The 23,780-nt window shown below is 47.6% G+C and carries 26 protein-coding genes; 7 read left to right on the top strand and 19 right to left on the bottom strand.

Features of this window, described 5'->3' with window-relative positions; genetic code table 11:
- Positions 1 to 5: 5 nt before the first annotated feature.
- Positions 6 to 620 (bottom strand): recombination mediator RecR, encoded by a 615-nt coding sequence (recR, locus tag EHV08_RS00470; RefSeq protein ID WP_126677496.1) that lies wholly within the window; start codon positions 618 to 620, stop codon positions 6 to 8.
- A 90-nt stretch (positions 621 to 710) separates the two neighbouring features.
- Between recR and yihA the strand changes: the two genes are divergently transcribed.
- Together yihA and abc-f are read left to right on the top strand one after the other, a co-directional pair.
- A complete protein-coding gene (gene yihA / locus EHV08_RS00465) occupies positions 711 to 1,325 on the top strand; it encodes a ribosome biogenesis GTP-binding protein YihA/YsxC (RefSeq protein WP_126677495.1) in 615 nt (204 codons plus the stop codon).
- A 31-nt stretch (positions 1,326 to 1,356) separates the two neighbouring features.
- Positions 1,357 to 3,168 (top strand): ribosomal protection-like ABC-F family protein, encoded by a 1,812-nt coding sequence (gene abc-f / locus EHV08_RS00460; RefSeq protein ID WP_126677494.1) that lies wholly within the window; start codon positions 1,357 to 1,359, stop codon positions 3,166 to 3,168.
- A 123-nt stretch (positions 3,169 to 3,291) separates the two neighbouring features.
- Here abc-f and EHV08_RS00455 read toward each other — a convergent pair whose 3' ends face one another.
- The 15 genes from EHV08_RS00455 to EHV08_RS00395 all read right to left on the bottom strand — a co-directional run bounded on the left by EHV08_RS00455 (position 3,292) and on the right by EHV08_RS00395 (position 17,001).
- Positions 3,292 to 5,352 (bottom strand): acetate--CoA ligase family protein, encoded by a 2,061-nt coding sequence (locus EHV08_RS00455; RefSeq protein ID WP_126677493.1) that lies wholly within the window; start codon positions 5,350 to 5,352, stop codon positions 3,292 to 3,294.
- A 224-nt stretch (positions 5,353 to 5,576) separates the two neighbouring features.
- A complete protein-coding gene (gene thrS / locus EHV08_RS00450) occupies positions 5,577 to 7,541 on the bottom strand; it encodes a threonine--tRNA ligase (protein ID WP_126677492.1) in 1,965 nt (654 codons plus the stop codon).
- Positions 7,542 to 7,651: 110 nt separating this feature from the next.
- The gene (locus EHV08_RS00445) at positions 7,652 to 8,743 is read right to left on the bottom strand and encodes a BspA family leucine-rich repeat surface protein (RefSeq protein ID WP_126677491.1); all 1,092 of its coding nucleotides are present in this window, start codon (positions 8,741 to 8,743) and stop codon (positions 7,652 to 7,654) included.
- Positions 8,744 to 8,964: 221 nt separating this feature from the next.
- Entirely contained in the window at positions 8,965 to 9,369 is a 405-nt protein-coding gene (locus tag EHV08_RS00440; RefSeq protein WP_126677490.1) for an HU family DNA-binding protein, read from the bottom strand.
- A 184-nt stretch (positions 9,370 to 9,553) separates the two neighbouring features.
- Positions 9,554 to 9,937 carry a hypothetical protein gene (locus EHV08_RS00435; RefSeq protein ID WP_238987978.1) on the bottom strand — a complete coding sequence of 128 codons (384 nt, stop codon included), beginning with the start codon at positions 9,935 to 9,937 and terminating at the stop codon, positions 9,554 to 9,556.
- Complete coding sequence (locus EHV08_RS11570; protein WP_238987977.1) at positions 9,882 to 10,121, bottom strand: hypothetical protein; 240 nt, start codon at positions 10,119 to 10,121, stop codon at positions 9,882 to 9,884. The genes EHV08_RS00435 and EHV08_RS11570 overlap by 56 nt, the downstream gene beginning before the upstream one ends.
- A gap of 37 nt (positions 10,122 to 10,158) precedes the next feature.
- Positions 10,159 to 10,722 carry a hypothetical protein gene (locus EHV08_RS00430; protein WP_126677489.1) on the bottom strand — a complete coding sequence of 188 codons (564 nt, stop codon included), beginning with the start codon at positions 10,720 to 10,722 and terminating at the stop codon, positions 10,159 to 10,161.
- Between the two features lie 37 nt (positions 10,723 to 10,759).
- Positions 10,760 to 11,320, bottom strand: a complete 561-nt coding sequence (locus EHV08_RS00425; RefSeq protein ID WP_126677488.1) for a hypothetical protein — start codon at positions 11,318 to 11,320, stop codon at positions 10,760 to 10,762.
- Between the two features lie 280 nt (positions 11,321 to 11,600).
- A complete protein-coding gene (locus EHV08_RS00420) occupies positions 11,601 to 12,056 on the bottom strand; it encodes a transposase (RefSeq protein WP_126677487.1) in 456 nt (151 codons plus the stop codon).
- Positions 12,057 to 12,473: 417 nt separating this feature from the next.
- Positions 12,474 to 13,061 (bottom strand): hypothetical protein, encoded by a 588-nt coding sequence (locus tag EHV08_RS00415; RefSeq protein ID WP_126677486.1) that lies wholly within the window; start codon positions 13,059 to 13,061, stop codon positions 12,474 to 12,476.
- 79 nt (positions 13,062 to 13,140) lie between these two features.
- A complete protein-coding gene (locus EHV08_RS11370) occupies positions 13,141 to 13,284 on the bottom strand; it encodes a hypothetical protein (RefSeq protein ID WP_158676024.1) in 144 nt (47 codons plus the stop codon).
- Between the two features lie 210 nt (positions 13,285 to 13,494).
- Positions 13,495 to 15,459 carry a tetratricopeptide repeat protein gene (locus EHV08_RS00410; RefSeq protein ID WP_126677485.1) on the bottom strand — a complete coding sequence of 655 codons (1,965 nt, stop codon included), beginning with the start codon at positions 15,457 to 15,459 and terminating at the stop codon, positions 13,495 to 13,497.
- Positions 15,460 to 15,465: 6 nt separating this feature from the next.
- Complete coding sequence (def, locus tag EHV08_RS00405; RefSeq protein ID WP_126677484.1) at positions 15,466 to 16,026, bottom strand: peptide deformylase; 561 nt, start codon at positions 16,024 to 16,026, stop codon at positions 15,466 to 15,468.
- 29 nt (positions 16,027 to 16,055) lie between these two features.
- On the bottom strand, positions 16,056 to 16,478 hold the full coding sequence (ruvX, locus tag EHV08_RS00400; protein ID WP_126677483.1) for a Holliday junction resolvase RuvX: 423 nt from the start codon (positions 16,476 to 16,478) through the stop codon (positions 16,056 to 16,058).
- Between the two features lie 16 nt (positions 16,479 to 16,494).
- Entirely contained in the window at positions 16,495 to 17,001 is a 507-nt protein-coding gene (locus tag EHV08_RS00395; protein WP_126677482.1) for an SPOR domain-containing protein, read from the bottom strand.
- Between the two features lie 239 nt (positions 17,002 to 17,240).
- On the opposite strand from EHV08_RS00395, the gene EHV08_RS00390 reads away from it, so the two are divergent.
- Genes EHV08_RS00390 through EHV08_RS00380 form a run of 3 tightly spaced genes read left to right on the top strand, consistent with a single transcriptional unit; the run spans position 17,241 to position 18,140 of the window.
- Positions 17,241 to 17,456 (top strand): YtxH domain-containing protein, encoded by a 216-nt coding sequence (locus EHV08_RS00390; protein WP_126677481.1) that lies wholly within the window; start codon positions 17,241 to 17,243, stop codon positions 17,454 to 17,456.
- Positions 17,457 to 17,462: 6 nt separating this feature from the next.
- Positions 17,463 to 17,831, top strand: a complete 369-nt coding sequence (locus EHV08_RS00385; RefSeq protein WP_126677480.1) for a phage holin family protein — start codon at positions 17,463 to 17,465, stop codon at positions 17,829 to 17,831.
- Positions 17,832 to 17,846: 15 nt separating this feature from the next.
- Positions 17,847 to 18,140 carry a hypothetical protein gene (locus tag EHV08_RS00380; RefSeq protein ID WP_126677479.1) on the top strand — a complete coding sequence of 98 codons (294 nt, stop codon included), beginning with the start codon at positions 17,847 to 17,849 and terminating at the stop codon, positions 18,138 to 18,140.
- A 1-nt stretch (position 18,141) separates the two neighbouring features.
- Here the strand turns inward: EHV08_RS00380 and EHV08_RS00375 are convergent, their stop codons facing one another.
- From EHV08_RS00375 to EHV08_RS00365, 3 genes are read right to left on the bottom strand one after another with little or no spacing between them, the layout of a single operon-like run.
- Positions 18,142 to 18,915 (bottom strand): MBL fold metallo-hydrolase, encoded by a 774-nt coding sequence (locus tag EHV08_RS00375; RefSeq protein ID WP_126677478.1) that lies wholly within the window; start codon positions 18,913 to 18,915, stop codon positions 18,142 to 18,144.
- A 53-nt stretch (positions 18,916 to 18,968) separates the two neighbouring features.
- Positions 18,969 to 19,994 carry a UDP-N-acetylmuramate dehydrogenase gene (murB, locus tag EHV08_RS00370; RefSeq protein WP_126677477.1) on the bottom strand — a complete coding sequence of 342 codons (1,026 nt, stop codon included), beginning with the start codon at positions 19,992 to 19,994 and terminating at the stop codon, positions 18,969 to 18,971.
- A 5-nt stretch (positions 19,995 to 19,999) separates the two neighbouring features.
- Positions 20,000 to 20,851 (bottom strand): DUF4348 domain-containing protein, encoded by an 852-nt coding sequence (locus EHV08_RS00365; protein ID WP_126677476.1) that lies wholly within the window; start codon positions 20,849 to 20,851, stop codon positions 20,000 to 20,002.
- Positions 20,852 to 21,297: 446 nt separating this feature from the next.
- On the opposite strand from EHV08_RS00365, the gene EHV08_RS00360 reads away from it, so the two are divergent.
- The gene (locus tag EHV08_RS00360) at positions 21,298 to 22,653 is read left to right on the top strand and encodes a DUF389 domain-containing protein (protein ID WP_126677475.1); all 1,356 of its coding nucleotides are present in this window, start codon (positions 21,298 to 21,300) and stop codon (positions 22,651 to 22,653) included.
- 75 nt (positions 22,654 to 22,728) lie between these two features.
- Complete coding sequence (pheS, locus tag EHV08_RS00355) at positions 22,729 to 23,766, top strand: phenylalanine--tRNA ligase subunit alpha (protein ID WP_126677474.1); 1,038 nt, start codon at positions 22,729 to 22,731, stop codon at positions 23,764 to 23,766.
- The last annotated feature ends 14 nt before the right edge of the window (positions 23,767 to 23,780 follow it).

The raw sequence follows: 23,780 nt of genomic DNA, 5'->3' as shown, positions 1-23,780 counted from the left end.
AATATTCATGCACCTCCATAAGGCACTCTGTCAAGAATACTGCGCCCCAAGGTTATTTCATCGGTATATTCCAGTTCGTTCCCTACACTGATTCCCCGTGCAATAACGCTCTGCTTCACGTCATAATCGGCAAGTTTTCGGAACACATAAAAAGCCGTTGTGTCTCCCTCCATAGTACTGCTTAGTGCCATTATCACCTCATTCACATTGCCTTCTGCTACGCGTCTTACGAGCGATTCCACTTCAATATCGCTCGGTCCGATGCCATCTATCGGTGATATAATACCTCCAAGCACATGGTAAAGCCCACGATACTGCTGTGTATTCTCTATTGCCATAACGTCCTGTATGTTTTCCACCACACAGATTGTAGTGCTGTCGCGCCTGCTGTCCGAACATATCGGACAAACGTCGGTATCGCTGATGTTATGACAAACATTGCAATGCCGCACCTCATGCTTCAGTCGGGTCAATGCCACGGTAAGTTCATCCACCGCGCTGTCATCTTGCCTCAGCAAGTGGAGCACGAGTCGGAGAGCCGTCTTCCTACCTATTCCCGGCAGTTTCGACACCTCACTTACCGCCTTTTCAAGCAGCATTGATGGGTATTGCTGAGTCATGGTCTTGTCTTTTAATGTGCAAAGTTAGTTTAAAATAAGCGGAATGCAAAAAGATTACAATATTTTTCGTATCTTTGCAGCAAAAATAATATGAAAATAAACAAATCGGAATTCAGCATAAGCAGTGCCACACTTAGCCAATGTCCAAAAGACACGAAGCCGGAATATGCTTTTATAGGACGCAGTAATGTGGGGAAATCGAGCCTTATAAACATGCTATGCAATCATAAAGGGCTGGCAAAGACTTCCGCAACACCCGGAAAGACGCTGCTCATCAACCATTTCATAATCAACAACGAATGGTATATCGTTGACCTGCCCGGCTACGGATATGCGAAGAGGTCGAAGACACAGCGCGACAAACTTCAGCAGATGATTTCTTCATACATACTACAGCGCAAACAACTCACCAACGTATTCGTACTCATAGACATACGTCACGACCCGCAACAGATTGACCGTGAGTTCATAGACTGGCTCGGCAAAAGCGAAATTCCGTTCGCCATCGTCTTTACAAAGGGAGACAAACTGGCACAATCGAAAATGAAACAGCAGGCCGAAGCATATATGTCGAAACTCGAAGACACATGGGACATACTACCACCCTACTTCATATCAAGTGCCGAAAAGGCATACGGACGCGAAGAGATACTCGACTATATAGAGAGTATCAACGAGGAGATAAAGAACAACTCGCAAGAATAACCGGTAAGACATCATAATAAATCGACATAAATTGGCATCAATCCCTTATCTCGACATACAAAATCTCACAAAGTCTTTCGGAGAACTGCTGCTCTTCGAAAACCTCAACATGAGCATTGCCGAAGGACAGCGCGTGGGACTTATAGCAAAGAACGGCACAGGAAAGAGCACGCTGCTGTCAATAATCAATGGTGAGGAGGGATACGACAGCGGAGATATAATATTCCGTCGCGACCTGCGCGTGGGTTATCTCGACCAGTCGCCACACTTCGATCCGGATGAAAGCGTACTCGATGCATGCTTCAATCATAACGGCGAAGAGGAGAGAGTGCTGAAAGCAAAACAGATTCTCACGCAACTGAAGATAAAGAATCTCGACCAACCGATGCGGGAACTCAGTGGCGGACAGCAGAAACGCGTGGCTCTTGCTAATATACTGATAACCGAGCCCGACCTCCTGATACTCGACGAGCCTACCAACCACCTTGACCTTGACATGATAGAATGGCTCGAAGGCTTTCTTAATCGCGGCAACAAAACGTTGCTTATGGTGACACACGACCGCTTTTTCCTCGACCGCGTGTGCAATATCATAATGGAACTTGACGACCAGACAATATATACATATCGTGGCAACTATAGTTACTATCTCGATAAACGGCAGGAACGAATAGACAACAAACGAGCGGAGATAGCACGGGCGAACAACCTATATCGCCGCGAATTGGAATGGATGCGCCGCCAACCGCAGGCTCGCGGACACAAAGCACGCTATCGCGAAGAGGCTTTCGTTGACCTTGAAAAGGTGGCAAAGCAGCGAATAGAGGAAAGACAGATGCGACTGAAACGCTCTAACGTATATATCGGCAGCAAGATTTTTGAATGTCAATACGTGTCAAAGGCATTCAATGCAGACACGCAGGCACAAATCACGATACTAAAGGATTTCTACTATAACTTCGCACGTTTCGAGAAGATGGGCATCATTGGCAACAACGGAACCGGCAAGAGCACATTCATAAAAATGCTCTTGGGAACCGAACAGCCGGATAGCGGGCGCTTCGACATCGGCGACACGGTACGATTCGGCTATTTCTCGCAAGAAGGACTGCAATTCAACGAGCAGCAGAAAGTGATAGACGTGGTAACCGATATTGCCGAATACATAGACCTCGGAAGCGGGCGACACCTCACGGCATCGCAATTTCTGCAACATTTCCTCTTCTCACCGGAACAACAACACAACTATGTGTATAAACTATCCGGCGGCGAGCGACGAAAACTCTATCTCTGTACGGTATTGATGCGCAACCCAAACTTCCTCGTTCTCGACGAACCCACCAACGACCTCGACATTCAAACCTTGCAAATTCTTGAAGAATACCTGCAAGATTTCCCGGGATGCGTAATCGTTGTGAGCCACGACCGCTATTTCATGGACAAGGTTGTTGACCATCTGCTCGTGTTCAAGGGCGAGGGAGACATAAAGGATTTCCCCGGCAATTACACCCAATACCGGCAGTGGTCGGCACTGCAAAGTAAAGAGGAGGCAGGCAACAATGGCAAGAAAAAGACACCCTCCAAGAACAACCAAACCGATGCTGCGACCTCAAAACCTGAAAAGCCACGCCGACTGACATACAAAGAGCGAATTGAAATGCAACAGTTGGAAAAAGACATAGAGAAACTTGAGGCCGAGCAACAGCAACTGGAAGAAGAACTATGCAGCGGAACACTCAGCGTAGAAGAACTCACCGCCAAAAGCATACGGCTGCCTAAACTGAAAGAAGAAATAGATGAGAAAAGTTTAAGGTGGCTCGAACTCTCTGAAATAGGAAGTTGAGAAACCCAAATTGGGCGAAATTGCGGAGCAAAACAGGCGAAATTGAAAAGTAATTTGGGCGAATTTGGTTTGCAAATTCGCCCAAATTGGTTTTAAGTATATTACCGAATGGTCTGTGATAGATTATTTCTCCACAAGTATTCGGGCATCCACGGCAATGACATCGTTTTCGTCTGCAAGCAACGGATTGATGTCCATTTCCTTTATTTCCGTGGCATGACGGAGGAGGGTTGACAAACGGACGATAATCTCTGCGTATTTCTTCTCATTGAGTCCTTTCTGTCCGCGCGTACCTTTTATTATCTTATATCCTCGCAACGAACTAATCATATTCTCCGCCTCGGCATAAGACAATGGAGCAAGACCGCTCGAAACATCTTTCAGAACCTCAACGAATATGCCGCCGAGACCGCACAACACCACATGGCCGAAGCGTGGTTCGTACTTCGCTCCGATGAAGAGTTCGGTACCTTTTATCATCTTCTGCACCATAACTGCCGTGGCATCGGTAATCTGCATCATGCGATCGAACTCTCGGGCAAGATGTTCTGACGTACCAACATTCAGCACTACGCCACCAACATCACTCTTATGCACAGGTCCTACAACCTTTACCACCACCGGATAACCGCACTTCTCGGCAAATGCCACGACTTCTTCCTTCTTGCTGCTGACAAATTCGGGCACGGTCGGTATGCCTGCACTCTCAAGCAATTCGTTGACAAGTTTCGGCGCGATGTAACCGCTTTCCCCAATTCCGTCTATTATACGACGTATGCGAGACACATCAACACCGTCGGTAATTATCGTCTGGTCGGCTGGTGCCGGAGTCTTCATAATCTGCGCAAGAGCAGTGGCAAGCACCACCTCGTCAGAGAAATTGACGTGTCCGTGCTGCAAGAACTCGCTCACTTCCGGGCCGGCAGTAACGACACTTGGGAGTATCGGGAATATCGGCTTCTTGCATTCGAGCATCTTCTTGTGCAACACATCGTATGCCTCGTACAACTGAACCAGACCCGGTGTGCCGAAAATAACCATTATGGCATCTATATTGTCGAACTTCTTCTCGCAATAGTCGATTGCTATACCGAGATGTTCGGGAGTTCCGGTAGCGAGAATATCTATCGGGTTTGCCACCGAAGAGCCCGGGAAGAGTTGTTCTTTCAGTTCGTCGGCATCCTTTCCGGATATTGGCGGAACGTTCATTCCTCCCTTTGAAAGGGCATCTGTAAGCATCACACCGGGACCTCCGGCATGGGTAACGATGGCGACATTCTTGCCCGTGAAGCGCGGAAGCGTGAAGATACAGCCTACGGTTGTCAGTTCGTCGCGAGAGAAACAGCGCACGATGCCGGCCTTACGGAACAGTGCCTCAACGGCAGAGTCGCTCGAAGCAATGGCTCCGGTATGACTTGACGCGGCACGGCTTCCACTCTCTGACGAACCTGCTTTGATAGCAGCAATGCGGCATCCCTTGCGTATAAGCGATGTTGCATGTTTCAGAAGTTTATCAGGTTCGGATATATTCTCTACATAAAGCAGTTTCACCATCGAGTCTTTTTCCGGGTCGAAGTGCTCGTCCATATATTCCAATACGCTCTCAATGCCTATCTGTCGGCCATTTCCTACCGACCATACCGAGTTGAACGGCAGTCCTTTTGTCACCGCACTCTCAAGGATAAACACCGCGGTTGCACCGGAACCGGAGATGAAGTCAACGCCCTTCGGGTTGAGGTTGGGTATCGGCTTGGTGAACACCGAGTGATGCCAGCGTGTGAGCAGCCCGATGCAGTTAGGCCCGATGAGGGCGCAACCATAACGCTCACAAGTATCGAGCACCTGCTGTTCGAGCACGGCTCCTTCTTTGGTCTCTTCTCCGAAGCCTGCCGAAATGATGATGAATGCGCGCGTTTGCTTCTCTTTGGCGAGAAATTCCACATACTCCGGACAGAATTTCGCTGCCACCACAAGAATGGCAAGGTCGGTCTGCGGTAATTCTTCGACATCATGGAAGGCTTTAATGCCCTGCACCTCGTCTTCTTTCGGGTTGACGATGCGCAATGTTCCCTTATACCCGCCACTAAGAAGGTTGCGCACAACGGCACCGCCCGGCTTATGGCAATTGTTGGAACCACCGATTACTACGATGCTTTCCGGTTCTAATAATTGCTTGTTAATCATAAAGTTGTATTTTTCATATAAGTTTGTTAACTCAAGATTTCCATTCCATAATTTCACTGCGAATTGTGGTATGGTGATGCAAATTTAGGAAAAAAGTGGCAAAGGACAAAAGTTTTATTAAGGTATTTTTGCGTGAACGATTTATTTTCACAAAAAGATACCGCAACGAGCGGTGTCGTTGCGGTATCCATAGGTAATCGACGAGTTATCATCGTGTCATTTCATCAGTCTTCGGGGCCAACGTTAGTTGCTTTTAGCATCTCTGCCACCTCGCTGTTTATCTGTGCGGCAAAGTCTTCCATCTTCAACTGACCTTGGTCGCCCTGTCCCTGCTTGCGCACGCTGACGAGTCCTTCGGCTTCTTCTTTCTCGCCCACGATGAGCATATAAGGTATTCGCTTCAACTCGTTGTCGCGAATCTTACGACCGATTTTCTCGTTGCGCTCATCAACCGTTGAGCGTACGCCGACACTGTCGAAATAGCGCTTCACGCGGTTTGCATATTCCACGAACTTCTCCGAGATGGGCAGTATTGCAACCTGTTCGGGGGTAAGCCATAGTGGGAACTTGCCTGCCGTGTGCTCAATCAGCACGGCGGTGAAACGCTCCATCGAACCGAACGGCGCACGGTGAATCATCACCGGTGTTTGTTTCGAGTTGTCTTCGGCGGTATATTCCAGTTTGAAGCGCATCGGGAGGTTGTAATCAACCTGTATCGTACCCAACTGCCAGCGACGGCCGATGGCGTCTTTCACCATGAAGTCGAGTTTCGGGCCATAGAAAGCAGCCTCTCCATACTCTATCTTGGCGTTCAATCCCTTCTCCTTGCAAGCATCGATAATAGCCTGTTCGGCCTCTTCCCACACTTCGTCGGAGCCGATGTATTTCTCTGTGTCCTTGGGGTCGCGCAGCGAAATCTGCGCTTCGTAGTTGTCGAAGTTGAAAGTAGAGAATACGGTCTTGATGATGTCCATCACGCGCATGAACTCCGTCTTTATCTGGTCGGGACGACAGAAGATGTGGGCATCGTCCTGTGTGAACGAGCGAACGCGTGTCAGTCCGTGCAACTCCCCGCTCTTTTCATATCGATATACTGTTCCGAACTCTGCTATGCGCAGCGGAAGGTCTTTATATGAGCGCGGTTTCCATGCGAACACCTCACAGTGATGAGGGCAGTTCATCGGTTTCAGCATATATTCCTCGTCCTCCTCCGGAGTAAGAATCGGTCGGAAAGAGTCCTTGCCGTAGTGTGCATAGTGACCACTCGTGACATACAGGTTCTTAGACCCGATATGCGGAGTGATTATCTCCTGATAGCCGTAATTCTTCTGTATCTTGCGAAGCATTTCCTGAAGTCGCAGGCGCAGGTCGGTTCCCTTTGGCAGCCATATCGGCAATCCCTTGCCCACACGGTCGGAGAACATGAAGAGTTCCATCTCCTTACCAATCTTGCGATGATCGCGTTTCTTTGCCTCTTCGAGCATTACGAGATATTCGTCGAGCATCTTTTTCTTCGGGAACGTTATGCCGTAGATACGCGTCATCTGTTCGCGTTTGGCATCGCCTCGCCAGAATGCGCCGGCCACGCTTGTTATCTTTATGGCTTTAATGTCGCCTGTGGACATGAGGTGAGGGCCGCGACACAGGTCGGTAAAAGAGCCTTGGGTATATGTCGATATTGTGCCGTCCTCGAGGTCAAGGTCTATATGTTCGCACTTATACTCTTGTCCGTCGGCCTTGAACTCTTTCAGAGCATCGGCCTTCGATACATCACGGCGCACCACTTTCTCGTCCTTGCGTGCCAATTCCTGCATCTTTGCCTCTATTTTCGGGAAGTCGTTCTCCGAAATCGATACCCCCTCGGGAGTCATCACGTCATAGAAGAAACCGTTCTCTATGGCCGGTCCGAAACCGAACTGTATGCCGGGATAGAGTTCTTGCAAAGCCTCGGCCAGAAGGTGTGCACTGGTGTGCCAGAAGGTGTGTTTGCCTTCCTCGTCGTCGAACTTGTAAAGGGCAATTTCCGCGTCCTTCTCAATAGGTCTGTTCAGTTCCACTGTCTCGCCGTTCACTCCGCAACTTACAACGCTGCGTGCCAAAGCCGGCGAAATGCTTTCGGCAATCTGAAGTCCGGTAACTCCGCTTTCATACTCGCGTATCGAGCCGTCCGGAAAAGTAATCTTTATCATATCTACAATATATGTTTGTTTATCGTCTGCAAAGTTAGTGCAAATTAAAGACACTACAAAATAAACGGCATTTATTTTTGATATTGCTTAGCAGGTACGATTATCCTTCTTCAGGGAGTATTACCTATACGCTCGTCGTTGCTGTAGATGGCGGTCAGGGATGAGCAGTTGGAGAACATGTTATTGATTAAGGTTACGTTCCTTGTGTCGAAACTCCTCAAGTCGAGTTCTTTCAGTGCCGAGCACTTGTTGAACATGCAGCGCATGTCGGTTACGTTACTTGTGTCGAAGTTGGTCATGCAGAGTTCGGTCAGCGCCGAACACTCGGCGAACATCCAGCCCATGTCGGTTACGTTGCTTGTGTCGAAGCGCGTTACGTCTAACTTGGTCAGACCGGAGCACTCGTTGAACATGCAGCGCATGTCGGTTACGTTACCGGTGTCGAACCTGCTTACGTCTAACTCGGTCAGACCGGAGCAACCGTCGAACATGCTGCCCATGTCGGTTACGTTACCGGTGTCGAACCTGCTTACGTCTAACTTGGTCAGAGACGAGCAGCCGCCGAACATGCAGCGCATGTCGGTTACGTTCCTTGTGTCGAACTTGCTTACGTCTAACTCGGTCAGAGACGAGCAGCCGCCGAACATGCCACCCATTCGTGTTACTTTCCTTGTGTCGAACCGAGATACGTCTAACCCTTTAAGAGACGAGCAGCCGCCGAACATCTCCGACATGCAGGTTACGTTGCGTGTGTCGAAGTGAGTCAGGTCTATCCGGGTAAGTTCCGTGCAGTCGGCAAACATGCTAACCATATTGGTTACTTGAGAAGTGTTGAGGTTCTCTATCCCGATGATCTGCCTTAATTCTCTCATGTTCATGAACCAGAAAGATGTGTCTTTCGGGCGGAAATACTTGAACGATGCGTCGAATACCACCTTGCTTATCGAGAAGTCCTCGAGCAAATAACTCCCTGCCCAAATCGGGAACTTTCCCATTTCTTCTGTTCTCATTCTGTTGATGCTCCACACGGTGCCCCTACGCTTTGCCTTCTTCGCATCGTAGTAGAAAGTGAGGGTCGTCTCGTCGGTGCTTTTCACCACGTAGGCTTCCTTTCTCTGTGCCTGCGCGTTCTGCGGCAGGGCAAGCATCATTGTCGCCACCATGACAGGCAGAAGCATTAGTAAAGTCAGTCTCTTTTTCATAGTTGTTTGATGCCCTCCTGCTGTCCCGCCGACGTGTAGTCGGGCGGGAACGCCTTATAGAGGGCTCGGGCGTTGGGTTAAACCCAAATCTCCGCAAACGGCAGGAAAAGGAGTTGCTGCGTTTGCGGAGACTGATGATTGTTAGAATTCGTTTCGTAGGAACGCTACTTGTCGTTGCCGGAAAATGCTCAATCCGGCAGACTCAGGCCGCCGTCGCCGCGTTATGGCTTCTTCTTGCGCTTTTCGTTGTCCACTCTGAGTTCCACCGCCTTGGCGGCTTCGCGCATCTGCGCCTTTGGCGTGAAGATGATTTTGGGCTTATTGAGCGAATCCACGCTAACGTCAACCTCCCTGTCCTCCATCTTGGAGGGGACAAGCACACGGAACGAACCGAGGTCGGCAAGATCGACGCTTTGACCCAAGAGCAGCGCGTCGCGAACGATTGCGCCGAGCGAAATCAGTGCGTTGGCCACGTCGCCCGCCGAGAGCGAGGTTTCGCGCACGATGCGGTCCACCACCATCTTGTTCGTCAGGTGCTGTTTCGACTTGGGCGAAGCGTAATATACCGTCTGTCCACGGCGGTTGCCGATGTTTAGTTTCCTTGATTTTACTTCAAATTCTATCATTGCTGTTTACTTTTAATTGGTTTATGACTTTTGTTCTGTAATTGCGCCTTTTGCACACCACGAGTGGGGTATCATTACAGGCCACTCGTGTGGTATCATTACATCCCACTCGTGGTGTACGGACGACTGCCCGCCGCCCCGCGCCCCTTTGGTTTCCTTGTTTCGGGGCGCGCAGGGGCAGGGATTATTTCTTCTTATTCTTATCCGTCATCTTACCGCTGTAGCTCATGGTGAAAGTGTGCTCATTGTCGTCTTTTCCTACCACGAGCCCGTTTTCCAACTTAATCTTGATACCGCTTACAGGGTCGCCATTAACGGTGAGCGTACCATCTTTGAAGACGGGTAAAGGGCTGCTGGGCCCGGCAAAAGTTTGGAAGAATGTTTCGCCGTCGGGGGTATAGTAAGTTACCTCCCAATAAACCCCGCTGTGCTTCTCTTCCTTTTCCTTCAGGTTGATGGGGTTGCCGGTCATGTGCAGGCCTTTGTTCAGTTGAATTTTCACCCTTTCCACACTACCTTCTTCCACGAGGTAGAAGAAGAGGTTGTAGTTGCCGTTTTTTTTTATCAACGTATTCAGCCTTGACGATGGGCTTTTCCATGCCGCCGAAGGTTACGGTGTTGGTGAACTTCTTCGCATCATCGTCGTTGTCACTGTCTTTCGAGCACGAGGTGAACGCCGCGCTCATCATCACTGCTGCTGCAAGGGCGAAAGCAGCTTTCGCTGCGCTTGTGAAAAATAGTTTTTTACTCATTGTTTTGATTTTAATTATTAATTATTGATTGTGGTTATTAGTTCTTCGTCATCGTGCCGTTGTAGCTCAAGGTGAAGGTGTGTTCCTTGTCGTCGCTACCCTTTACGCGTCCGTTTTCGAGTTTGATATTGATGATGGCCGTGGGCAAGCCGCTCATAGTGAGGGTGCCGGTGGTGAAGACGGGGATCTCGGGGGCATCGGGATTGCCGAAAGTTCTGATGAACTTGGTGTTATCGGGCTTATAGTATAATACCGCCCAATACCACTTTCCGTCGTGCTTCTTTTCCTTTTTGGTCAAGTTGATGGGTTTGCCGGTAATGTGCAGGTCTTTGTTCAGTTCAAAATTCACCTTTTCTTTATGATTGGTAGAGAGGTAAAGATAGAGGATGTAGTCGCCGTCGGCCTTGTCTTCATATTCGGCCTTGAGTATGGGTTTCTCCACGCCGTCGAGGGTCACGGTCTGCGCCTTGGGTGTGGGCAGACTGCCATTGTCATCGTCACTGTCTTTCGAGCACGAGGTAAATGCTGCGCTCATCATCACTGCTGCTGCAAGGGCGAAAGCAGCTTTCGCTGCGCTTGTGAAAAATAGTTTTTTACTCATTGTTTTGATTTAAATTATTGGTTATTAATTGGGGTTATTACTTCTTATTCATCTTGCCTTTGTAACTCAAGGTGAGGGTGTGCTTCTTGCCGTCGCTACCTTTTACGCGTCCGTTTTCGAGTTTGATATTGATGATGGCCGTGGGCAAGCCGCTCACGGTGAGGGTGCCGGTAGAGAATACGGGGTCGTCAGTGCCGGGCTTGCCTAAAGTTTCAATTAAATAGACATCGTCTTTAATTTTGTAATCTACCGCCCAATACCACTTTCCCTCGTGACTCTCTTCCTTTTTGGTCAAGTTGATGGGTTTGCCGGTCATGTGCAGGTCTTTGTTCAGTTGAATTAGCACATTTTTCTTACGGTCGGCAGAGAGGTAGAAGTAGAGGTCGTAGTTGCCGTAGGTATTGTCTTCATATTCGGCCTTGAGGATGGGTTTCTCCACGCCGTCGATGGTCACGGTCTGCGCCTTGGGTGTGGGCAGACTGCCATTGTCGTCGTCGCTGTCTTTCGAGCACGAGGTGAACGCCGCGCTCATCATCACTGCTGCTGCGAGGGCAAGAGCCTTGTTTGCCGCGTTCGCAAAGAAATTGTTTTGTTTCATGTTCTTTTAAATTGATGTTTCATCGTTTTGATTGATGTCTCATCGTTTTGATTGATGTCTCATCGTTTTGATTGATGTTTTTATATTTTTAATTGATGTTTCATCGTTTATTCAAATGCGCCCGCACCGGGAAACCCCGTAGGGGTGGCAAGACCACAGGCAGGCGGTGGAGCGATAGCGCAACCCCTGACCGAAGGGGTGACGGACACCATCAGCCGCCCGCCACGTTTCACCCGCCACATGCACTCTCCATTTCCCCGCGCTCTGCCATCCCCTGCGCTCAATCCTCAAACGCATACCGTTCATCATACGCAATGCCGTAGGCTTCGAGAAACATCTTATACTCCTCACGAAACGAACGCCGACGATGATGCTCCGCCTGCCGACGAATGTAACGCTCAACGGTGTCGAGCAGCGACGCACTGACGGAGAACGCGCCGTAACCCGCCTGCCACGCGAACGAGTTGTAATGCGGGGCAACCGTCTTCAACCACTTGCTGCTTTCGGCCTTGACGGCGCGCACGAAATCGGCCGCCGCCACCGTCTTGGGCAATGTGGTGAGGATGTGCACGTGGTCGGGCATGCCGCCCACCTCGATGGCCGTTGCGCCCAAACTGCGGATGGTTCCGCCGATGTAGGCGAAGAGACGGGGGAGGTCTTCCTCGCGCACTTTCACGCTCGTGCTCTTGACGTGGAAGATGAGATGAATGTCGATTTTTACCAATGTCGTTGCCATAGGGCTTGAGTTTTATTGATGTTATTCGATTGAGAGGATACGGATACGTTCCGTCGCCCCTTGTCAGGGGTTGCACCCCTGCCTGTGGTCTGTCGCCCCTTTCAGGGCGCCATTTGATTGGGGCGTTCCCATTGTACAGGGGTTTCGCACTTGCGGGCGCCACCACCTGCCTGTATTCCGTCGCCCGGTCAGGGCGCCATTTGATTGGGGCGTTCCCATTGTGCAGGAGTTTCGCCATTGCGGGCTTCACCGCCTGCCTGTATTCCGTCGCCCGGTCAGGGCGCCATTTGATTGGGGCGTTCCCATTGTGCAGGGGTTTCGCCCTTACGGGCTTCACCACCTGTCTGTGGTCTGATGCCCCTTTCAGGGCTTACCCTTACGAACATTCCTCTCGTAGATGCGTAGCGGGCGCAGGGATTATTTCACCTTCGTCATCGATCCACTGTAGTTAATGGTGAGGGTGTGCTCCTTATTGTCTTCGCCATTTACGCGCCCGTTTTTGAGCACGATGTTAATGGTCCCGTCGGGCGAGCCGCTCATGGTGAGCGTGCCGGTGGTGAAGACGGGGTCGATTTTCTCGCCCGAATTGTAGAGTTCTTCGGGCCGGCTAAAAGCAGAGATGAGTCTGTTGCCGTTAGGCTTATAGTAAGATACCCACCAATAGTACTTTCCGTCGTGTTTCTCTTCCCTTTTGGTAAGATTGATGGGGCTGCCGGTCATGTGCAGGTTCTTGTTCAGGTCGATCTTCACCTTTTCTTTACCGTCGGCCGAGAGGTAGAGCCTGAACTGGTAGTTGCCGTCGGCCCTGTCTTGGTATTCGGCCTTGAGGATGGGTTTCTCCGCGCCGTCGATGGTCACGGTCTGCGCCTTGGGTTCGGGCAGGCCGCCATTGTCGTCGTCACTGTCTTTCGAGCACGAGGTGAACGCCGCGCTCATCATCATCACTGTTGCTGCGAGGGCAAGTGCCTTGCTTGCCGCGTTCGCAAAGAAATGTTTTGCTCTCATAGTTTATTGTGCCTCCCTTAAACCTCTTTTTGTGAGGAACGCCGTGTCGGGGCTGTGGGCGTTTGGGTTGATTTTGTTTTTACATCTTCTTGTGTTTGCCTATACGCTTGTCGTTGCCGTATATGGCGGCCAAGCATGAGCAGTCGGAGAACACATTCGGCTCATGTCGGTTAATTCCGAGGTATTGATTCGAATGGCTGTGCAATGGCTTGCCGTATGGCATATTGAAGTGTGGTGTCTCGCTGTTGTTTTCATACTGTTGGGGGTTAGCGGTTGTTCACTTGTATGGTTGTTCGCTTGCAAATTTAAGTCATTTTTACGAGAAATGCAAGGAATAGCGTAAAAGAAGTGCGCAAAACTTTTATTTATCTCTATTTGTCCATTAGATTCCGCACCGATGCGCGTCCTCTTGTCGGCAGGCACGGGCGCGGCATCACTTCTCGCTAAACCTGCGTATCACGCTGTATGCGTCGAACAGGCCGAGTTCCCCTGCCTTGCTGAGGTCGGCTATCCCCGCCTTCCGGTCTCCGCTCTTCAGGAGTGTCATGCCGCGGTTGTAATAAGCCTCGGCGAGATTAGGATCTATACTGATTGCGTTGGTGTAATCCTCGATGGCATGCGCAAAATCCTTTCGTGCAACATGGAAATTTGCGCGATCATACAACAAGAATGCACTGGAAGGATTTAGGCTAACCGCGTGATTGAAGTCATCGAGCGTCCGGGCGGCCTTCAGTTGAATATCAATGCCCTGCGAAGCATTAAAATCATTCATCATGGATTGGCATACGGCACGCTGCCAGAACGCCATTGCTGATGTGCTGTCGCTTGAGATATAAGTAGAAAGGTCGTTTATGGCATCGTCAAAATTCTGCATTTGCAGATATGCCGCGGCACGTTTCATAAGCAAAGGGCTTATTAAATAAATATCTTTGGCTGCGGCAATCTCGCCACTAAGTTTGTCTATAAGAGCGAAATAACGGTTGCTTTCTTCTTCGGAGAGAGGGTTTCTGTTGCAAACGAGATACAGATTCTCTTCTGTATGTTTCAGAGAATTCAGTTTCTCAAGTTCCACATCAAACACTGTGTACGAACGAATACCGTTTGCTGTCTGACCGAAAGCAAGAGCAAACATCGGCATCAGTTCCTCTCCGGTCTTCCGGTTCTGCACCTTTCCTCTGTATTCGCTGTCATACTCGTGCTCCACCGTTGACTCATCGGCAACCACCATTTGGTTATACTTATCCATATCAATCTCGCTTCGTTTCCTCACTTCGCGAGTTTTTGACTTGCTCCACCGTTGCTGAATGCCGAAATGTTTATTGTTCTGAGCCTTAAAAATGCGGAACTCATCCTGTTCGGCTAATGCCGTCATGCCAAGGCGGCGATAACACTGCGCGCGATGATGCAGTCCTGTCCAGAAATTTGGGAATTGATTGATAACGGACGTATAGTCACGTATTGCTCCTCGCAGGTTTCCTGTGCGGTCAAGTAGCAGAGCACGGTTGAATATCGCCATGAAATTCTGCGGCTCATGTTGTATTATGAAATCGAAATCGGTTATCGCACGGTTGTAGTCTCCAACCTGAACGCGCAGTTGTCCACGATTATAGTGAGCCATGAAGTTGTTAGGATCAATCTCTATTGCCTTGTCATAATCATCCATCGCCCCACGCAGATTATTTATATTGTATCGCGCGAGGGCACGATTAACGTAGTTACCCACGGCATTAGGTTTCAGATGAATGGCCTTTCCAAGTTGCTCGTCGGCATCACGCCATTGTTTTCTCGAAAGGCTTATCATTGCTCTGACTGTCCAGGTCTCACCATCGTAAGGGTCTATTTCAAGACTCTTGTCAAGGTATTGCGCACCGCATATCGTGTCTTTCTGCATCAAGCAAACCTCTGCTTTCAGCGAATAGGCCTTTGAATAATCACTCCACCTTACCATCATTGAATCGAGTTCGGTGTTGGCACGGTCGAAATCCTTGTTTTCTATTCTGCAAAGAACGCGGTTATACCATAGTCCGCGACTTGTCGGGTCATATTTTATCGACATGTCATAGTCGCTTATGGCATCATCGAATTTCTTCTGACGAATACGACATAGGCCACGTAGTTCGTACATTCCGGTTACGTATGGATTACGTTTTATAGCCTCCGAGCAGTCGTTTTCTGCTCCTACATAGTCGTCAAGATAAAATTTCGCCACCCCACGGAAGAACCAAGGTTCATAAAGGAAAGGCTTCGCGGTTACGGCTTGATTGAAATACTGTATAGAAAGCACATAATCCTCATAATAGAGCGCACTGCGCCCTATCATTATCAGTCTGTCAATGTTGAACTGTGCCATTGCAAACAAGGGAACAAGCATTGACAAGCAGAGGAGGAATCTGCGCATGGTGTTCTATTTTCTAACAGGTTTCGTGCGGTATCCGCAACGGTATTTGCCCTGTAACATCGACTTTAATTTGTTCTTTATCATAGTTTTGCGGAGCGGTGCTATGCGGTCAATGAACATCTTTCCGTCGAGATGGTCGAACTCGTGCTGCATAACACGTGCGAGATAGCCATCTACCCATTCGTCATGTTCGTTGCGGTCGATGTCTTCCCAGCGCACACGTATCCTCGTAGGTCGCTTAACTTTCTCATGTATTCCGGGCACTGAGAGACATCCTTCTTCCATTGTTTCGGTTTCACTGTCATCATATTCCAGAATATGCGGATTGATAAAAGCCTTTTTGAAGCCTTTATATTCCGGCATATCGTCAGAAAGCAGGTCGAGGTCTATGATAACCACGCGTATGTCACGCCCTATCTGTGGTGCCGCAAGACCGATACCCTCGCTCGAAGCAAGTGTCTCGAACATGTTCTCTACCAGTTCGGGCAGTTCGGGAAAGTCCTTAGGTATATCCTCACTAACCTTTCTCAGCACCGGCTGACCATAAATATATATTGGTAATATCACGATGTAATGATTATATTTTTAAAATTAGATTATCTTGAATTTCTCCTTCCCTCCATATAACTTTGAAGTATTATGGTTGCCGAAATCTCGTCAACGAGAGCCTTGTCCTGCCTTGCTTTCTTGTGCAAACCACCATCTATCATGGCTCTATGTGCAAGGACTGACGTGAAACGTTCATCCACATAATCAATGGGCACATCGGGGTGTGTTTTCTTCCACTGTGCCACAAACTGCTGCACACGCGCAAGATTCTCACTCGGCTTACCGTTCGGCTGCATCGGTTTGCCTATAACGATGCGCTCTACCTGCTCTTTAGACATGTAATCGACAAGAAAACGATATAGTTGTGACGTAGAAACAGTCGCCAACCCATTGGCAATAATCTGCAATGGGTCAGTGACTGCTATACCTGTTCGTCGCTTGCCGTAGTCGATAGAAATAATCCTCGCCACGCCTTATATAACACGATTACCTAATCTCCGGTGAGAGCAACCATGCATCCGGATACTGAGAGCGGAAATCGTTGCGGCTGCGTGCAGCATCAGCCTTATTGTCGAACGTTGCTACAATAACGCGATACATGTGCCGTGCCTCGCTATAAGCCACTTGTGCATCGTAACCTGCGTTTCTGAGTTTCTGCTGCAAGCCGTATGCATTGGCATCAATGCTAAATGAACCAACAACAACGCTGAAACTCTTCAGGCCGTTACCGTTCACCACACGCACATTCTCCTGGCGCACCGAAACATTGTCGTAATTGTCAGTAACTGTGGTTTCGGTGATTGGACGTTCCGTAACAGGAGCCACAACAACTGTTTCATCACCCATATTTCCGTCTGCCAGCGCACTGATACCTGTGTCTCCGTTAGCCTTAGCAGCGTCATACATCTTACGATAAGCGCTTTCAGACGACTTACAACTTGTAAACGCCAGTGCAAAAGCCAATCCGGCGCAAACTACCATGTACTTCTTCATAATCTTCATTTGCTGTTTATAATTTAGAATGTTACTAATGTAGTTCATATAAAAACTGCTGCGAAATTACACAAAAACAATCAAACATTACAAAAAAGTGCGCATAAAGTTTGTTAAATGACACAAATAGTAGTCTTTTTAATAAAAAGAACATCGTTTTTTTGGAAATTAAATAAAGAATTTATATATTTGCAATTCAGTAAGGAATAAATGTTTAACCCAAATTAAAGAAAGAACAAATGAAGACAGTTGGATACATTGGCGCTTTTCTCGGAGGCGCAATCGCCGGGGCAGCAATAGGTTTGCTCTTGGCTCCTGAAAAAGGAACAGACACACGTAAGAAACTCAGCGGCACTATCGAAGATTTCTGCGAAAAGCATAAACTGAAACTCACCCGCAAGGAAATAGAGGAATTTGCAGACGACTTAGAGATTGCCGGAGCATCAGAGGAATAACGATTTATGTTCTCAAGCGACAGAAACATTGAAACCATAGGCCAACTCGTGGAAGTGCTGAGGCACTATGTCGGGTTGCAAACCGAGTATGTCAAGTTAGACGTAATCGATAAAACGGTGCGCCTAATAACAATACTCGTCATGGGAGCAGCGGCAGCACTCGTAATGTTGCTTATGCTTATCTATCTCTCTTTTGCCGCAGCATGTGCAATGGCACCGTTAGTCGGTTACCCTTTGGCATTCTGCATAGTGGCTGCGTTCTACCTGACAGTACTAATAATCCTATACTTGTTCCGCAAGCCTCTCATCGAACGACCGTTGGTGAAGTTCCTTGCCGAGATGCTTTTTGAAAACGGAACAAAAACGGACATTTAAAAATGCTCAAAAGATATGGAAGAAAACAAGACAATGACTCCTATATCGGCAGTGCCTTCTGAATATAAGACACTGAAGGCTATATCTGCGAGGAAGCAGCAGTTGCTGACAGGGATAAGGGCTGACAACGCCAAGATAGGTACGCTATGGAAAGACTTGACGACCAAGCACGAACAACCAACAAAGGGATTGAAGATGGCCGACATACTGAACACTGGCGCTGGAATCTTTGATGGAGCAATGCTCGGTTGGAAAATCTATCGCAAATACTATGGTTTTCTGAACAAATTCAAGAAGACAGACAAGTAAATTATTCTGAACAACCAATTTCAACCTCCCGCCCGTCGAATGCAAGTTGCACATCGGGTGGGAGTTTTTCGTTCACTTCGGCATGCAATCCTATATCGTGACAACTATGTATGAGATAAGTACGACGTGCCCCCACCCTACGGGCAAATGCCACGGCATCATCAACATTCTGATGAGCATGATGGTCGGGGGAATACCTAAGCGCGTTGACAACAAGCGTATCAACACCGCACAGTAGGCTTATCTCTTCTGCTTTTATGGTTTTCATGTCGGTGATATAAACCAGTCCGCCAATACGATAAGCCGTTATTGGCAAATTTCCGTGCATCACTTCGAATGGCATAATGCTTATATTGTTCACACTTATAATCTTATGTCGTTCGATACTTATAAGGTTTATCTTCGGTGCTCCGGGGTAACGGTTCTTGGAAAAGCAATATGGCACGGTGTGCATCAGTTCGCCTGCCGTTGCATTGTCGGCATAAACATTCACCTCACCGAACTGACAGAAAGGACGAAGATCGTCAATACCACCTGCATGGTCATAGTGTATGTGTGTAAGCAACACGGCATCAATCTTACGAAAAGGCTGCGAGAGCATCTGCTGTCGAAAGTCAGGCCCCGGGTCTATGAGTATTCTCGTGTCATCGGTCTCCACCAATGCCGAGCAACGCAACCGCTTATCGTGTTGGTCTGCACTTTTACAAACGCGACAGTTGCAGCCTATCGTTGGTACTCCCACCGATGTTCCGGTGCCGAGAAAAATAATTTTCATAACCTGTCTTTACCTTTTCACACCACTTGTTGCAAATTCCACAATAACCTTTTTCAAGTGTTTTGGGGCTGTGGCAATATATTCACCTCCGGATAAATCTCTATTCCGAATTTCTCGAAAACATCCTTTCTTATAGCATCACTTAACGCAACTATCTCGCTTCCGGTAGCTCCGCCACGATTTACAAGCACCAATGCCTGCTTGTCATGCACACCGGCTCTGCCAAGTGAACGACCTTTCCAACCGCATCGATCAATCATCCAACCTGCGGGTATCTTCTCCTTGCCGTCAGACAACGTGTAATGTGGTATTCCCGGATATTGCGAAGCGAGACTCTCATACTTCTCTTTGTCAACAACAGGGTTCATAAAGAAACTGCCGGCATTGCCTTCCACATCTGGGTCGGGCAATTTCTGACGACGAATGCCTATCACAGTCTGCCTCAACTGTTCTGCTGTGGGATTGTGGATACCTTGTCGTTGCAGTTCGCTATCAATGTTCCCATATTCTTTTTTGGGCTCAAACCTGCCGGTTTTCAATTTGTATGTAACGGCAGTTATAAGATAACTATTTTTCCATTCGTCCTTGAAACGACTCATGCGATAGGCATATCGACAATCGGCAACATTGATGGTCACCACCTTTGCAGTTGCAATCTCCACCGCTTCAATGCTTTCAATCAAGTCCTTAACTTCCGCTCCGTATGCACCGATATTCTGAACCGCACTTGCACCGACATCTCCCGGTATAAGCGAAAGATTCTCAGCACCATACAAATTATTGCTAACACAGTATGCCACAACATCGTCCCACTGCTCACCTGAGCCGCAACATAGTCTGCCATTGCCATCATGCGACATGCCTTTTATTTCAGAATGAACCACCGTTCCTTCGAAATCCTGTGTCAACAGCAGATTGCTGCCACCACCGATGATAAGGAACTGAGCCGACTCCCGCTGCAATTCACGCGCCACCTGTTGCGCTTCCTCCACCGTAGCAAATTCCAAGAAACGGCTGCAGCGTACATCAATGCCGAAAGTATTGTGTTTTAGCAGACTATAGTCCTTTAAATCTTTCATCACGCTTACTGAACAAGTTTTGTCAGTTTCCAATTACCTCCAATCTTCTTGAATGTCATTTCCATCTCCTGTCCGTTAGCAATACCACGCAGACAGAAAATCTTCTCATTGCTTGCCACAGACTTCTCGCCATACATTATATTGTATATAATTCCGCGCGGCATATCCGTAGGTGCAAAAGCGAGCCAAGTCTCAGGAGCAATTTCTCCTGTCATAGTAGCGAAATCATCATCCGGATCTTGCCCGGTAAACTTAACAGGGTTATTCAAACTTGCTATCTGGAATGTAGTGTCATTGGCAAACCTGTTGTAGAAGTTTAGGAACGACGCATTCGGATTCTGGCCAATACCTTGATTTACAATACTTGTAAGCATCCACTTACCGTTGTTTCGATTGAATATATATTGCTTCACGGCTTTCTTATCAAGCATTATTTTCTCCACCACAACATGATTCACCGATGTATCTTTTCCCAAAGCCATCTGCTTGCGATTGTCGCAAATCAAGGTGTAGAAGCCCTGTGTCATAAAGAAATGTTCAGTACGCCATTGATTGCTCTCTATCATGGTGGTCTTATTACCGGTAATCATCTGTAAGGGGAATACAATCCTTGTGCGCTGCAACTTACCGTTGCCCGCAAAATTGAACACAAAATCATCGAATAGTTCGTCCGCGGTTTTCGGCATCGGAGTCTCTTCGATAATCTTTTCAAGCGAATCAAAAACCGAAGTATCACGCCCCATAGAGTCTGCCGTGATACTGTCTTGCCTGTTTTTTCCCTCCGTACAACTCGTTGTCTGCATCGTCATGATTGAGCATATCAAAGCCGTAATCACGATAACAAATGCCTTTTTCATTTCTCTATTAAAATAAGTTTTCTCTAAATAAAATAATAGAAGTAACTCACATTACTCTTTTTCGTTTGCAAAGTTAGTGCAAATCGAAGACAATACAAAATAAATTTATTTATTTTTATTGTTGAGATGCAGCCTAACTTCACAGACATAGTCCGTAAAGTAGTGCAAATCGAAGAACAAACAAACCATATCACAACCACATTGATACTCTACTACAAAGCAAAATCGGCTAAATTGCAGACCAAAATCGCCGAAATTGAAAAGTAAAATCGGCGATTTTGTTTTGTAATTCCGCCGATTTTACAATATGAAAAACATCTTACGCACGAATACTTTGACATATATTGCATACCGAAAACAAAAAAAAAACATCTATAATCGGTCACAAGCACTCTCTTAAAAAAAAAAGTATTACCTTTGCAAGGAAATTTAACTAAGACAGGATTATGAACTTCGACTTTAACAAAACAAAGGAACTCGGGAAAAAGTACTTCAACATGATGCCCGACAAGAGCGACGAGCAAGAAACGATAGAGCGCATAGAAACCGGTGTATCGTTCAGAGGAGCAAATCTATGGGTGCTTGTATTTGCTATCTTCATCGCATCACTGGGACTGAATGTAAACTCAACGGCAGTAATAATCGGAGCCATGCTCATATCGCCACTAATGGGACCAATCCTCGGTTTAGGACTTGGTATAGGCATAAACGATATGGCTCTGTTGAAGAGATCGGGCAAAAACCTTGCCGTGGCAACAGGAATCAGCGTGCTCACAGCAACAATATATTTCGCCATATCGCCACTCAGCGAGGCTCAATCGGAACTTCTCGCACGCACCTCTCCTACTCTATACGACGTACTGATAGCACTCTTCGGTGGCGCGGCAGGTATCGTGGCACAGGCTACGGGAGGAAAGGGAAACGTAATACCCGGCGTTGCAATCGCTACGGCACTGATGCCACCGCTATGCACGGCAGGTTTTGGCATAGCCACACTGAACTTCAGTTACTTCATCGGAGCATTCTACCTTTTCTATATCAACTCGGTATTCATTTGCATTGCGACTTATCTCGGCGTGAAATTCCTGAAATTCAGTCCTATCGCGTCACTCGACAGTCACAAAGCACGAAACATTCACAACAGGATTCTAATCGTAACGATTGCCACATTGATTCCGGCTGCATTCATGACATACAAAATGGTTGGAGAAACGGTGTTTGAAAACAGAGTGAAGAGCTTTGTTAATAAAGAACTCTCATGGAAAGGTTCTCAGGTAATATCATACAATGCAAACAAAGAAAACAAACAACTGACAGTGGTAGTTGTGGGAAAAGAGGTTCCGGACAGCATACAACAACAGGCGCGAAAACTGTTGGAGTTTTACGGTATGGAAGAATATAAACTTCAACTCATACAAGGAGCGGCATCTGCCAACCTACAACTGTTGGAAAACAAAATGGCGAAAGATAATGAAACGCGCGAAAAATATCAGCAGATGCTTATGGAAGAGACTGCGAGACAGACAAAAACGCGTGACTCACTACAGCAATATCGCCACTATGAAGAGTTGAGTTATAAGATGAGAGGCGAGATAAAAGTGCTCTATCCATCAATAAAAAGCATAAGTTTGGCAAAGGCCGTATCTGTATCTACTGATACTTTGCCGCAGAAAAGATATGTGGCTGCAATAGTAGAACTCAAAAAAGGTATCCAAATGAACGATGCAGAGCAGAAGAAAATGAGACAATGGATTAGTGAACGCACCGCAACAGATAGCATCAGGTTGTTTGTAACGCAATAGTAAAAAGCAACTTATTTATTTTTTATTGTCTTCGATTTGCACTAACTTTGCACCCATAAAGATTATTTAATAGAAATGATACTTGACAAAATCGAACAACTTCTGAAAGAAGTGAACTCACTGAAAGCCTCTAATGCTGAAGAGATAGAGACTCTCAGACTAAAATATCTCAGTAAGAAAGGAGAGATTAACGCCCTAATGTCTGATTTCCGTAATGTTGCAGCCGAAGAAAAAAAGGCTATAGGAATGAAGATTAACGAACTGAAACAGACTGCAATAGAGAAAATCAACGCGTTGCGCGAAAATATTGGAACAAGTGATGACAGCGTTGCGGACATAGACCTGACACGCTCTGCTTATCCTATTCCATTGGGAACACGCCACCCGCTGACAATAGTCGAAAACGAGATTATAGACATTTTCTCGCGAATGGGATTCGTGTTGGCAGACGGCCCGGAGGTGGAAGACGACATGCACGTGTTCACAAGAATGAATTTCGCTGCCGACCATCCCGCACGCGACATGCAAGACACATTCTTCGTGGAGACAAACCCGAACGATGCTACAAAAAACATCATACTGCGCTCACACACATCTTCGGTACAAACGCGTGTCATGGAGACACAAGAACCACCGATACGAGTGATTTGTCCGGGACGTGTCTATCGCAACGAGGCAATAACTGCACGTGCACATTGTTTTTTCCACCAAGTGGAAGGACTATATATTGACAAGAATGTATCGTTCACCGACCTCAAACAAGTATTGCTATCGTTTGCACGTGAGATGTTCGGAGTGGACACCAAGATACGTCTTCGCCCGAGTTATTTCCCATTCACTGAGCCAAGTGCAGAAATGGACATCTCATGCCACATCTGTGGTGGCGGCGGTTGCGGATTCTGCAAACACACCGGTTGGGTGGAAATATTAGGTTGCGGTATGGTTGATCCGAATGTTCTCGAACAATGCGGAATAGATAGCAGCATATATAGCGGCTATGCTTTCGGACTCGGAGTGGAACGCATCACGAACCTTAAATATCAGGTGAGCGACCTGCGCTTGTTCTCTGAAAACGACACACGCTTCTTACGCGAGTTTGAGTCGGCATACTGATAATGGTAGAGCCA

The sequence above is a fragment of the Prevotella koreensis genome, assembly GCF_003977605.1.
In the GTDB taxonomy this organism is placed as follows: Bacteria; Bacteroidota; Bacteroidia; order Bacteroidales; family Bacteroidaceae; genus Prevotella; species Prevotella koreensis.
This window is presented reverse-complemented; position numbering and strand designations above follow the sequence as displayed.